Source organism: Geomonas sp. (assembly GCF_035254065.1).
Classification (GTDB): Bacteria; Desulfobacterota; Desulfuromonadia; order Geobacterales; family Geobacteraceae; genus Geomonas.
Genome location: NZ_DATFBA010000244.1, coordinates 1 through 12,851, shown reverse-complemented (window position 1 = coordinate 12,851; position 12,851 = coordinate 1). Strand labels below are relative to the sequence as shown.

General features: G+C 62.3%; 11 protein-coding genes. 3 read left to right on the top strand and 8 right to left on the bottom strand.

Going from position 1 to position 12,851, the window contains the following annotated elements:
• The 8 genes from recJ to VJ604_RS11370 form a co-directional block, all read right to left on the bottom strand.
• Positions 1-1,260: single-stranded-DNA-specific exonuclease RecJ (gene recJ / locus VJ604_RS11405; protein WP_324082562.1), on the bottom strand; the 1,260-nt coding region annotated here is incomplete at its 3' end.
• Positions 1,261-1,458: 198 nt separating this feature from the next.
• Complete coding sequence (locus tag VJ604_RS11400; RefSeq protein ID WP_324082561.1) at positions 1,459-2,025, bottom strand: tetratricopeptide repeat protein; 567 nt, start codon at positions 2,023-2,025, stop codon at positions 1,459-1,461.
• 11 nt (positions 2,026-2,036) lie between these two features.
• Positions 2,037-2,945, bottom strand: a complete 909-nt coding sequence (gene secF / locus VJ604_RS11395) for a protein translocase subunit SecF (RefSeq protein ID WP_324082560.1) — start codon at positions 2,943-2,945, stop codon at positions 2,037-2,039.
• Between the two features lie 10 nt (positions 2,946-2,955).
• Positions 2,956-4,557 (bottom strand): protein translocase subunit SecD, encoded by a 1,602-nt coding sequence (gene secD, locus VJ604_RS11390; protein ID WP_324082559.1) that lies wholly within the window; start codon positions 4,555-4,557, stop codon positions 2,956-2,958.
• Positions 4,558-4,587: 30 nt separating this feature from the next.
• Positions 4,588-4,911 (bottom strand): preprotein translocase subunit YajC, encoded by a 324-nt coding sequence (gene yajC / locus VJ604_RS11385; RefSeq protein ID WP_324082558.1) that lies wholly within the window; start codon positions 4,909-4,911, stop codon positions 4,588-4,590.
• A 197-nt stretch (positions 4,912-5,108) separates the two neighbouring features.
• Positions 5,109-6,233, bottom strand: coding sequence for a tRNA guanosine(34) transglycosylase Tgt (gene tgt / locus VJ604_RS11380; RefSeq protein ID WP_324082557.1), 1,125 nt, complete (start codon positions 6,231-6,233; stop codon positions 5,109-5,111).
• A gap of 181 nt (positions 6,234-6,414) precedes the next feature.
• Positions 6,415-7,440, bottom strand: coding sequence for a tRNA preQ1(34) S-adenosylmethionine ribosyltransferase-isomerase QueA (gene queA / locus VJ604_RS11375; RefSeq protein WP_324082556.1), 1,026 nt, complete (start codon positions 7,438-7,440; stop codon positions 6,415-6,417).
• Positions 7,441-8,553, bottom strand: coding sequence for a SpoIID/LytB domain-containing protein (locus VJ604_RS11370; RefSeq protein WP_324082555.1), 1,113 nt, complete (start codon positions 8,551-8,553; stop codon positions 7,441-7,443). It lies immediately after the preceding gene.
• A gap of 342 nt (positions 8,554-8,895) precedes the next feature.
• On the opposite strand from VJ604_RS11370, the gene VJ604_RS11365 reads away from it, so the two are divergent.
• From VJ604_RS11365 to VJ604_RS11355, 3 genes are all read left to right on the top strand, one after another.
• A complete protein-coding gene (locus VJ604_RS11365; RefSeq protein ID WP_414652422.1) occupies positions 8,896-11,013 on the top strand; it encodes an HD domain-containing phosphohydrolase in 2,118 nt (705 codons plus the stop codon).
• A 278-nt stretch (positions 11,014-11,291) separates the two neighbouring features.
• Positions 11,292-12,254 carry an ABC transporter ATP-binding protein gene (locus VJ604_RS11360; protein ID WP_324082553.1) on the top strand — a complete coding sequence of 321 codons (963 nt, stop codon included), beginning with the start codon at positions 11,292-11,294 and terminating at the stop codon, positions 12,252-12,254.
• Positions 12,251-12,851, top strand: a 601-nt coding sequence (locus VJ604_RS11355; RefSeq protein WP_324082552.1) for an ATP-binding cassette domain-containing protein, incomplete at its 3' end; no start/stop codon positions are given. The genes VJ604_RS11360 and VJ604_RS11355, both read left to right, overlap by 4 nt.

Genomic DNA, 12,851 nt, shown 5'->3' with positions numbered 1-12,851 from the left:
CAAAAGGTGGTCGGCACAACTGCGGATGGCGTCCAGCAGGTGGAAGCGGGGGATGCTGCGACCCGATCCCTTGCCGGTGCCGTCCTCCAGGGCGAAAAGGATGGCGGGCCGGTGGAACAGTTCGGCGATCCGGGAGGCAACGATGCCGATCACCCCGGGGTGCCACTCGGGAGAGCCCAGCACGATGCTCTTGCGTCCCCGGCAGGCCCCCTCTTTCAGCATGGCGCGCGCCTGCTCCAGGGTGGCCCGCTCGATGGCCTGCCGCTCGGCGTTGCTCTCGTCGAGTTGCAGCGCGATGGCCTTGGCCCGGGCGGGATCGGAGGTGAGCAAAAGCTCCAGGCCGAGGGCCGCGTCCTCCAGCCTGCCGGCCGCGTTGATACGGGGGGCCAGCCGGAAACCGACCGCGCCGCAACCGACCTCACCCGAGACGCCGGCCACCTCCTTGAGCGCCTGTACGCCGGCCCTACGGGCGGCGGTCAGCTGCTTCAGGCCGTAACTGACCAGCACCCGGTTGGCCCCCACCAGGGGGACCACGTCCGCCACCGTGCCAAGCGCCACCAGGTCGAGGTACTCGCGGATGTCCGGTTCGCTGAGGGCCGAGAAGCGCCCCTCGGCGCGCAGCCGCGCGCGCAGCGCGATCACCAGCTGGAAGGCTACCCCTACCCCGGCCAGTGACTTGAAGGGGAAGTGACAGCCTGGCTGCAGGGGGTTGATGATGCAGAAGGCCTCGGGGAGGGTTTCCGGAGGGGAGTGATGATCGGTGATGATCAGGTCGAGCCCGGCCTCCCGACAAAGGAGCGCCTCGGCTACCGAGGTGATGCCACAGTCCACGGTGACCAGCACCTTGGCGCCACCTTGTACAGCAGCCTGGACACCATGGCTGGAGAGGCCATACCCCTCGGTCAGCCGTTTAGGTATGAACGGGAAGCAGTCGAGCCCGATCCCGCGGAAGAAGGTGATCAGCAGCGCGACCGAGGTGACGCCGTCGACGTCATAGTCACCGTGCACGCAGACCCGCTCACCGCGGGAGAGCGCCAGGAAGAGCCTGTCGATAGCGGCCTGCATGCCGGAGAGCAGCATGGGGTCGTGCAGTGTGGAGAGGGTCGGACTCAGGAAACCAGCAGCAGCCTGCGGCTCGCGGATTCCACGGTTGGCGATGAGCCGCGCAATAAGCGGAGATATCCCGGATCGGGCAAGGGTATCGACCGTTTCGGGGTCCGCCTCTCTCATCCGCCAGCTGCGCTCGGTGACTGGTTGCATCGGAACTCCACGTTTCATTAAAGGACAGCCGCCCGGCGAATTCCTTAAAAGATAGCACGCTTCTGCGTCAGATACACCAGCAGTTTGCCCGGTGGGGAATAAGATCCCGGGAGGAACTCCCTCCACAACGGGGAGCCCCTTAAAAAAAAACCCGCCTAAGCGGGTTTTTTCCTGGTGCTCTCAGAAACCTGCGGAGGGCTACTTGCCGCTCTCCTTGGGCATGTTGGCCAGTTCGGACTTGATCTGCTGGGCGGTCGGGCTGGTGGAATCGAACTGCAGGTACTTGGTCCACACCTCGCGCGCCTTCTCCATCTGCTTGAGGTCGGCCGCGTACACGATGCCGAGGTTGTAGAGGCTCTGCAGGTGGCCCGGCTGAATCTCCTGGGCCTTCTGGAAGTTCTCGATCGCCTTGTCGTACCAGCGCAGCTTTCTGTACATGATCCCCTGGTCGGTCAGGGTGTTCACGTTCCTAGGCTGCAGTTCCAAGACCTTGGCGTAGGCGTTGACCGCCTTCTGGGGCTGATCGGTATCGAAGTAGTCGTTGCCGAGCTGGTTCCAGATCTGGGCATTCTTGGGATCCTGGGCGACCAGCTTCTCTTCCTCGGCGATCCGCTTCTGGTAATCCATCGGGGAGCCCGCGCCCTGGGGTACCGAGACGTTGGCGGGGAGCTCCTCCTTGTGGCTGGACAGGTTGAGGACCAGGAAACCGCCGAGGAATCCAACAATGACAGCGACGACGATGAGGAGAATATTGTCCTTGCTCATGAGGTACCTCCCTACGCCTTGGTCTCGACCGGGGCTTTTTCCCAAAGCGCCACGATCGGGCTGGCTACGAAGATGGAGGAATAGGTACCGACGAAGACGCCGCACAGAAGCGCGAAGGCGAAATCATGGATCACCTCGCCGCCCCACAGCCAGAGGGTGCCGGCGGCCAGGAAGACGGTAAGCGAAGTGACGATGGTACGGGAAAGGACCTCGTTGATGCTCCGGTTGAAGACGATCGACATCGGGTCTTTCAGGCTCTTGTGCATGTTCTCCCTGATGCGGTCGAAAACGACGACGGTATCGGTGAGGGAGTAGCCGGCGATGGTCAAGACCGCGGTGATCAGCAGGAGGTTGATCTCCTTGTTCAGCACGTAAAAGGCGGCGATCACGAAGAGCACGTCGTGCAGGGTCGCCACCACCGCCCCCACCCCGAACTTGAAGTCGAAGCGCCAGGCGATGTAGAGGACGATCCCCAGCATGGAGATGAGCACCGCGATCATGGTGTCGTTTTTGAGCTTGGCACCGATGGAGGGACCGATCTCGGTGGAGCTTTCCACCGAGTACGGATTGCTCGGCATCTGCTTCTTGAGGGCGGCTTCCACGGCGTCCGCCACCTTGCCGGTAGAGATGGTGCTCTTGCGCATCTTGATCAGGAGCTTGTTCCCCTCCTTGATCTCCTGCAGTTCGACGTCCTTGATACCTTCCTTGCCGAGCGCCGCGCGGGCCTGCTCGGTGGTCACCGGCTGGGCGAACTTGAGCTGCATCTCGGTGCCGCCGGAGAAGTCGATACCCATGTTGGCGGCGCCGCGGGCAATCTGGATGATCCCTATGATCCCGATGAGCGCGAAGATCCCGGAGGTGATGAAGGAGATCTTGCGCATCCCGATGAAGTCGATGTTGGTCTTGCCAATGAGTTCCATTGCCGCCCCCTTATATGTACAGTCTCTTCACGCTGACGCGCTCAAGGAAGGCGTCAAAGACCACCTTCGTTGCCAGCAGCGACGTGAACAGGTTGATGATGATACCGAGGCTCAGGGAGACCGCGAAACCCTTGACCGGACCGGTGCCGAACTGGAAGAGGACCGCCGCGGTGATCAGCGTGGTGACGTGCGAGTCCATGATGGTCAAAAAGGCCTTGTCGTAGCCGGCATCGACCGCAGCGTGCGGCGTCTTGCCGAGCTTGAGCTCCTCCCTGATCCTCTCGAAGATGAGCACGTTGGAGTCGACCGACATACCGACCAGGAGGACGATAGCGGCGATGCCCGGCAGGGTGAGGGTGGCGCCCAGGGCTGCCAGGGCACCCATCAGGTAGACGATGTTCAGCACCATGCCGAAGTTCGCCACCATGCCGGCGGCCTGGTAGTAGACGGCCATGAAGATGACCACCAGGGCCACGCCGATCAGACCGGCGATGAGACCCTTCTTGATGGAGTCCTGACCAAGGGAAGGACCGACGGTGACGTTCTGCAGGATCTTGACCGGTGCCGGAAGGGAACCGGCACGCAGCACGATGGCGAGGTCGGATGCCTCCTTCTCGGTAAAGGAACCGGAGATCTGGGCGCTCCCTCCGGAGATCCTCTCGCGGATGACCGGGGCGGAGTAGACGTTGTTGTCGAGCACGATGGCGAAGCGCTTGCCGGTGTTGGCGGCGGTCACCTGGTCGAAGAGCCTCGCGCCGGTGGAGTTGAACTCGATGCCGACGTAGGGCTGGTTGTACTGGGAGTCTATTCTCACCTGCGCGTCGGTCAGCAGGTCACCGGTGATCATCGCCTTGCGCTTCACCACGATGGGGGTCTCGGAGACCGCGCCGGTGGTGGCATCGGTCCTCTTCTCGAAGAGGAGCTCGTCGTCCTCGGGGACCGAGGAGGCGGTGGCGGTGGCGGCATTGACGTTCTCGTCCACCAGCTTGAACTCGAGACGGGCGGTCTTGCCGATCAGCTCGATGGCGCGCTTGGGATCCTTGATGCCGGGGAGCTGCACGACGATGTGGTCGATACCCTCGCGCTGGATGACCGGTTCGGAAACACCGAACTGGTCGATCCTGTTCCTGATGGTCTCCAGGGCCTGGGCGACTGCCCTGTCCTTCCTGACCTGCTGCTCCTTCTCGTCGATCCGCAGCTGCATGTTGATGAAGCCCCCCTCCTCGGTGACCGGCAGCACCTCGAGGTCGGGGTACTTCTTCTTGACCTCCTTCTGCACGGCGTCCGCAGTGGCACGGTCGTAGAGGGTGAGCTGCACCTTGTCGGAGCCGAGCTTGGCGACCCTTTTGAAGCGGATGTTCTTGGCGTTGAGGGAGTCCTCAAGGTCGGTGGCGATCATGTCCAGCGATCCTTCGACCGCCTTTTGAGTCTCCACCTGCATCACCAGGTGGGTCCCCCCCTGCAGGTCGAGGCCCAGGTGGATCTTGTCCTTGGGCAAGAGCCCGCTCCACCACGACGGCAGCGGAGAAACCAGCGTCGGCACCATGTAGATGCACGAGGCCACGATGAAGATAACTATCAGGGAGATGCGCCAGGTATAACCCTTCGACATGGAAAAGCTCCTTTCGGGAGAATGATGATGCTAGTCCTTCTTGACCGTTGCGATGTAACCCTTGTTGACCTTGACGTTGACGCCGGGAGCGATCTCCAGGGTCACCACCTGATCGTCGAGGGCCGTCACCTTGCCGTGCATGCCGCCGGCGGTCACCACCTGGTCCCCCTTCTTGAGCGCGTCCAGAAGCGCCCGGTGCTCCTTGGCCTTCTTCTGCTGCGGGCGGATGAGCAGGAAGTAGAAGATGGCGAACATCAGAATAAGCGGGATCATCCCCTGGAACTGGGCCATCGCACCACCTGCGCCACCTGCGCCACCGGCCGGGGGCCCCATTGCAAACGCCAAACCTAACATATTGCTACCTCCTCGATTGGATTTCCGAATTTTCCTTCACTTAGCCGTCAATGTTGGTTCAACGGTTCATCTTATCAGAACTAAACTGTCACCCGTCCCCTGCCCTTCTCAAGCCCCCCCTTGTCAAAGGGGGGGACCAGATGCGGGCTTTATCTCTTCAAACTCTCTTCAGACCATTGTCGGGCTGGTCGGCACCCTTACACCAGTGGCGTCTCGCCCCTCTTCGCGTAGAACTCCTTCCTGAAAAAGGCGAATTCCCCGCGGCCGATGGCGGCGCGCGCCTTCGCCATCAGCTCCAGGTAGAAGTGCAGGTTGTGCCAGGTGTTGAGCCGGGAGGCCAGGATCTCCTGGCTCCGGTAGAGGTGCCTCAAGTAGGCCCGGCTGTAGTTTTTGCAGACGTAGCAGCTGCACTCCGGGTCGATGGGCCCCTGATCCTCGGCGAAGACCGCCGACTTGATGTTGATCCGCCCGGTGCCCGTGAAAAGCGCACCGTTTCGCGCGTTCCTGGTCGGCATCACGCAGTCGAACATGTCGAAGCCGGCGTTGATCCCCTCGATCAGGTCCTCGGGCGCCCCGATCCCCATGATGTAGCGGGGACTCTCCTCGGGAAGGATATCCGAGCACTCCTGCATCATTTCGTGCATGAGCCTCTTCTCCTCCCCAACCGACAGGCCGCCCAGGGCGTAGCCGTCAAAACCTATCCCGGTCAGCTGCCGCGCGCTCTCCCGGCGAAGCTCCGGATGCATCCCCCCCTGCACGATGCCGAACAGGGCCTGGTCCTCCCTCTTGTGCGCCTCCTTGCAGCGAACGGCCCAGCGGGTGGTGAGTTCCAGCGACTTCTTGACGTAGGAATATTCCGCCGGATAGGGCGGGCACTCGTCGAACACCATGGCGATGTCGGAGCCGAGCGCCTCCTGGATGGCGATGGAGACCTCGGGGGAGATGAAGTGGGTGGAGCCGTCGATGTGGGAGCGGAATTTCACCCCCTCCTCGCTGATCTTGCGCAGCTCGCCCAGCGAGAAGACCTGGAAGCCGCCGGAGTCGGTGAGGATGGGGCGGTCCCAGTGCATGAAGCGGTGCAGCCCCCCCAGCCTCCCGATCAGCTCGTGCCCGGGGCGCAGATAAAGGTGATAGGTGTTGGCGAGAATGATCTGTGATCCGACCTCGACCAGTTCTTCGGGGGTCATCGCCTTCACGGTCGCCTGAGTGCCGACCGGCATGAAGATCGGGGTGTCAATCCTGCCGTGCGTGGTTGTCAGAGAGCCAAGACGGGCAGCCGAGCCCGGATCTTTCTGTATCAGTTCAAACTTCAAAGCGGGCAAGCTAAGTCCTGTACTGTTTTGGATTTGCCAATCAGCAAAGCTCTTCCATTCAAGGTCCCTTCTCCTTCAAGGAGAAGGACAGGGTGAGGATGGGGACAGCCGACCCCATACCCCATCCTCACCCCAGCCCTCTCCTTGAAGGAGAGGGGGAGCTTGGCGGAGCGTGGTCATGATTACCTATTCATCCTATGAACATGGCGTCGCCGTAGCTGAAGAAGCGGAACCTCCGGTCGACCGCCTCCCGGTAGGCCTTGAGCATCAGCTCCTTACCTGCAAAAGCGCACACTAACATAAATAGGGTCGATTTGGGGAGATGAAAATTCGTTATCAGTGCGTCGACCACACGGAACCGGTATCCGGGCAGGATGAAGATGTCGGCTTCCCGCTCTCCAGCCTCCAGTTCGCCCGAAGCCGCCGCGTGCTCCAAGGCCCTCAGGGAGGTGGTCCCCAAGGCGATCACCCGCCCTCCCCTTGCGCGGGTCCTGGTGATGGCCTCGGCGGTTTCCCGCGGGATCCGGTAGCGCTCCCGGTGCATGGTGTGCTCGGAGAGTTCATCGACCCGGACCGGCATGAAGGTGCCCAGCCCTACGTGCAGGGTGACCGGGGCTATCTCCACACCGCGCGCCCGAATCTCGTCCAGAAGCGGCTCGGTAAAGTGGAGCCCGGCCGTCGGCGCGGCCACAGCACCTTTCTCGCGGGCGAACACCGTCTGGTAGCGTTCGCGGTCCTCACCCTCTGGGGCGCGCTTGATGTAGGGAGGAAGCGGCATGCTGCCGGTCGCCTCCAGCCAGGTCATGAACTCCTGGTCACCCTGGAAGCTGACCCGCCATTCCCCCTGCGCCTTCTCGTGCACGGTGGCAACCATGCCCCCCGGCAACAGGACCTTTCCACCGGGCTTGGGGGTGATGGAGGCCTTGAGGAGGCAGCTCCAGCACTCCTCGACGCCGGGAAGCCTCCTGACCAGGAAGATCTCGACGGCGCCCCCTGATTCCTTCTTCCCCTTCAGGCGCGCAGGAATCACCCGGGTATCGTTCAGGACCAGCAGGTCCCCCTCCCTGAACAGGGAGGCGATACCGGCCACCGTCAGCTCCTCCAGCTCGCCGGTCGCCCGGTCCAGCGCCAACAACCGCGAGGCGTCGCGGCGTTCCGCCGGGTGCTGGGCGATCAACTCCGGGGGGAGATGGTAATCAAAATCGGAAAGGCGCATCTACTGGCCGTACTCCTTGGCAAGCTTCACGCCCGGGTAGTAATAGGTAAGTATCTCGTGATAGTCGAACCCATCGGCGGCGCGCTGCTTGGCCCCCCACTGGCAGAGGCCGACGCCGTGACCGGAGCCCGCGCCGTTGATCAGGCAGTCGTCGCCGGCCATCCTGATCTCGAAATTGGTGCTCTTCAGCTGACTGTAGCCGAGCGCCTTGCGGAAGGCGACGCCGGGAACGATGGTCCTCCCCTTGCCGTCGATCACCACCAGGTCCTGGACACGGCCGCTCTCGTTTCGCTCCAGCACCCTGATCTCCCGCACCCCGGCCACCCGGATGCCGGCAGCCTTCAGCTGCGCCTCCACCTTCTTGAGGGGAAGCTTCAGCTCCCAGCCGATCGGGTTGGCCTCCTGGCAGTAGCGGCAGGCGACCCCGCGCAGGTAGGGGATGGAGAGCCCCCAGACCGTCTTGGAGGATTCGGTGTGCCCGGCGCAGTTGGAATGATAGAAGGCCTGAATCACTTTGCCGTCATAGGTCACCACCTCGCCGGCGGTCTCCTGGACGCCGCGGGCGGCCCGGCTGTCCTCGACGTCGCATCCCTCGTAGACCTGGTCCATCACGCTGGATTCCAGCTGGTACGGTGCGCCGCGGCGCGCGTTCTTTTGGAAGATGGCGTAGGAGCGGGCGATCACCGCCTGGGCCTTGATGGCCTCCATGGGCCACGCCGAAGAGATCTCGCAGTTGATCAGGCCGACCAGGTAATCCTCGAGCGGCAGCTCGTCGACCACCAGGAGCCCCCGTTCGGTCCCCGCGCTCACCTCCAGCACCCCGCGGTAGCCCTTGCCGTTCACCGCCACCCTGACCGGCGCAGAGACGACCAGGCCGGAAAGGGTCCGGCCGTTAACCTGTACCCCGTCCTTGACCCGTTTCACCTCCAGCGGCATCTCCAGCGCGAGGGGTTCGCCCCGGCTGTCGGTCAAAAGGGCCATGGCGCCGTCGATGCGGACGGTGTCGGCCCCTTTCACCACTGCCACCCGCACCGTTTCCGGGCGCAAAGAGGCGGCGCTGCCGCCGGCGATCAGGCAGAGCGCCGCTATGAGAAACGTCCTGAACAAGCTCATCAAATCCGTATACGCTATCCGTGGAACAAAGACCAAAAGACGTAGATATAAACCACGGAACACCCTGCAAAGTCAATAATTTTATCGCTCTAATACGGTGCATCAGCGGGCAGCTTGGCAAGTGATTTGCTACCTCTTTCATTAAGAAGGTGGCGACAGGCAGTGACGCACCCCCCTGATACCAGGTAGAGATTCGGTAACTTACCGGAGTTGCGGCGGATTCCGCCCTGCAAACGGGGCCGTTTTCGTCGAAATAACTGTTGCCTTAAATCTGAAATTACGTTATATCGCTTAAAACCCACGTCAATTAGCGCTGGCACTCTGTCAAGCAACGGATGATCAATGGTAAATTCTCTAAAAATCAAGATCCTGGTATTGGTCACTGTGATCCTGGTCTTGGTTATCTCATCTGTTGCCTATATAAATTTCCTCCAACAGAAAGAGATGTTGCGCGAGATAGCGAATCGCAACATCTCTGTGCTTGTCGAGACGATAAAAAGCAGCATCGGCAACGCCATGCTGTCAGGACGCTCGGACGAGGTAGGGAGCATCTTCGCCCGCATCAAATCGCGTGAGTTCGTCAAGTCCATCCGCATTGTCGATCCCACCGGCAAGATCCTCAACTCCGCCGAGCGTGACGAGATCGGAAAGAAGGTCGAACTGGGCAGCCAGGGGGAAGCGACTCGCAACCTGAGCCTGCTCCCCGACAACGGCCTCTTCGTCTCCTACGCGCGCATTTTCAACGCCCCCCAGTGTTATAAGTGCCACCCCCCCTCCAAAGAGACCCTTGGCCTGTTGGAGATCAAGCTCTCGCTGGACTACATGAACAACTTCATCCAGCGCGAGCGTGACACCGCCATCATCTCCAGCGCCGTCCTGGTCCTTTTGACCTTCGCCACCCTGGTACTGTTCCTCTTCCTCTACGTCGACCGCCCCATCCGCAAGCTGGTCTCCTATATGGAGCAGGTGGAACAGGGGGACTTCGAACACCGTATCAAGATCAACAGCTCGGTCGAGATGCACAGCCTGTGCGAGAGCTTCAACAGGATGGTCCAGCGGCTGAAGTCCATGATGGAACGGACCATCTCGCATGAGCGCGAGCTGGCGCGCGCCCAGGAGAAGCTTTCCTTCCACCGCGAAACCCACCAGATGAACGGCCGTCTGGAGGAGCAGATCAGGGAGATCGAGAACCTGAACATCACCCTGGAGGAGCGGATCGAGGAGATCGAGGAGGCGAACTACAAGATCGCCGACCTGGCCGGGGAGCTCGAAGACAAGAACACCAACCTGGAGAAGGCGGTGGCCAAGCTCTCCACCCTGTACCGCCTTGGCCTCGCCATCAACTCGACCATGGAGGTGGAGAGCCTCTACAACCTGGTGGTGCGCACCACCATGGACACCCTGCAAGCCCAGATCGGCTACATCATCCTCTACGCCCCCGAGCATACCCACCTGAGGGTGATCAACCTGATGGGGCACGGGGAAACGCTCCCCCGGGAGCGCAGCATCCCCATGAAGGAGACCAGCGTCGCAAGCTGGGTGATCAGGCACCGCAAACCGCTCCTGATCGCCGACATCAACCAGGCGCCCGAGTTCGACCGCTTCAGCACGCTGGGGTACGAGAGAAAGACCCTGATCTGCGCGCCGCTCATGGTGAAGGACGAGATGATCGGCACCCTCACCGTGGTCAACAAGCTCAACAACAGCACCTACAACCACGAGGAGCTGGAGCTTTTGAGCACCATCGCCGCCCAGGCGAGCATCGCCATCAAGAACGCCATGCTCTACGACGAGCAGCAGAAGACCTACCTGAACACCATCCAGGCGCTGGTCTCTGCCATCGAGGCGAGCGACAGCTACACCCGCGGCCATTCCGAACGGGTGACCCGCCTGTCGCTGGCCTTGGCCAGGAAGCTGGAACTCCCCCAGGAGCGGCTCAAGGTCATCGAACGCGCCGCCATCCTGCACGATATCGGCAAGATCGGGGTCGACCTCTCCCTGCTCCACAAGGAGGAGCGGCTTACCGAGGACGACGTGGCCGAGCTGCAGCAGCACCCAACCATCGGCATGAAGATCCTGGAGCCGATCGAGTTCCTCCACGACGTGCGCCTTTGCATCGGCCAGCACCACGAGCGCTACGATGGCCTCGGCTATCCCAACCGACTAGCCGCCGAGCACCTCCTGCTGGAATCCCGCATCCTGGCCATCGCCGATTCCTTCGATGCCATGACCTCCGACCGCCCCTACCGCCGGGCACTGGCCACCGAGGTCGCCATCCAGGAGCTGGCCGACAACGCCGGCAAACAGTTCGACCCGGCGCTGGTGCCGATCTTCATCGAGCTCATCAACACCCCGGGCTTGCTCCCTCCCCGCCAGCAGGAGTGCCCGGAAGCAGCTGTGACACAGCATTCAGCTTCGCTCCCCAAGGAAAGCCTCTCCCACTCCTACGTTGCCCCCTAGCGCAAATAATGCTATAAACAACTGTTGTCATTAGAGGTCCTGACTTCGCCGGACGATCTCGCCCCGAGAATAGCCGCCGTTTTCATCCCCCTCTTGATGAGTGGCACGTTTCATCTCTACTCAGATCGGCATCACTCTTCCATGTCGCGTCCCTTCCCCTTCAAGGGGAAGGACAGGATGAGGATGGGGTCCCACTTCCGGCGTATTATCCCATCCTCACCCCTGCCCTCCCCTTGAAGGGGAGGGGGAGCTTAAGCTAGCCCAAAGAAGGAGTCGCCTTGTCCCCGCTTCTCGAAATACAAGGACTGTGCACCGAATTCCAGCTATCCACCGGCGTCCTGAAGGCGGTCCGCGGGGTAGACCTCTCCCTGGAACCGGGCGAGACGCTCGCCCTGGTGGGGGAATCCGGCTGCGGCAAGAGCATCACCGCCGCCTCCATCATGCGGCTGGTCCCCCCTCCCGGCCGGGTGGTCGCAGGCTCCATCTCCTTCAAGGGAAAGGATCTTCTGAAGCTCTCCGAGGACGAGATGCGCGAGGTCAGGGGGAACCGGATCGGCATGATATTCCAGGATCCCATGACTTCGCTGAACCCGGTCTTCACCATCGGTTACCAGATCGCCGAGGGGCTGCGCCTCCACCGTGGCCTGGGCCGGGAGGAGGCCGAGGAGCAGGCCGTGCAGATGCTTTCCGAAGTCGGTATCCCTGCCCCGAGGGAGAGGCTCCGCGACTACCCGCACCAGCTGAGCGGCGGGATGCGGCAGCGCGTGATGATCGCCATGGCGCTTGCCTGCCGCCCGGAGCTGGTGATCGCCGACGAGCCTACCACAGCGCTGGACGTCACCATCCAGGCCCAGATCCTGGAGCTTTTGGACCGGCTCAAGACCGAGAACCGGATGGGGCTCATCCTGATCACCCACAACCTGGGCATCGTGGCGGAACGCGCCCACCGGACCGCCATCATGTACGCCGGCCAGATCGTGGAGATGGCTCCCACCGAGGAACTCTTCAAGAACCCGCTGCATCCGTACACTCGCGGCCTGCTGGCCTCACTGCCGGAATTCGGCAAGCCGGGCGAGCCGCTGGCGACCATCGCGGGAACCGTGCCCGACCTGAAGGGGCAGCTCACCGGCTGCGCCTTCAGCGCACGCTGCCCCATCGGCGACCAGCGCTGCCAGGAGATACCGACCGAGATGAAGGAGGCAGGCGCCGGCCACCAGGTCCGTTGCCTGAAGGCGCCATGACCGCACTGATCAGCACCGAGAGCCTGTACAAGGAGTTCAGCGTGCGAGGGTCCGCCTTCGCCGAGAAGCGCACCCTCACCGCGGTGGCCGGTGTCGAGCTGGAAGTACACCCCGGCGAAACGCTGGGGATAGCGGGCGAGTCCGGCTGCGGCAAGTCCACCCTGGCGCGGCTTTTGACGGCCCTGATGCCCCCGACGCGGGGAGCGGTGCGCTACCAGGGAAAGGACCTGGCACTGATGAGCAGCGCCGAGAGGAAGGGCTTCAGGAAGGACGTGCAGATGATCTTTCAGGACCCCTTCTCCTCGCTGAACCCGCGCATGAGGGTCTCCGAGATCATCGGTGAGCCGCTGACCATCCACGGCATCGGGGCCGGCAGCCAGATTCGTGAGCTGGTCGCCCAGCTGATGGAGCGGGTGGGGCTGTCGCCTGACCAGCTCTACCGTTTCCCGCACGAGTTCTCTGGTGGACAACGGCAGAGGATCGGCATCGCTCGCGCCCTGGCGGTCTCCCCCAAGCTGATCATCGCCGACGAGCCGGTTTCCGCGCTGGACCTCTCCATCCAGGCCCAGATCATGAACCTCCTGCAGGAAGTGAAGC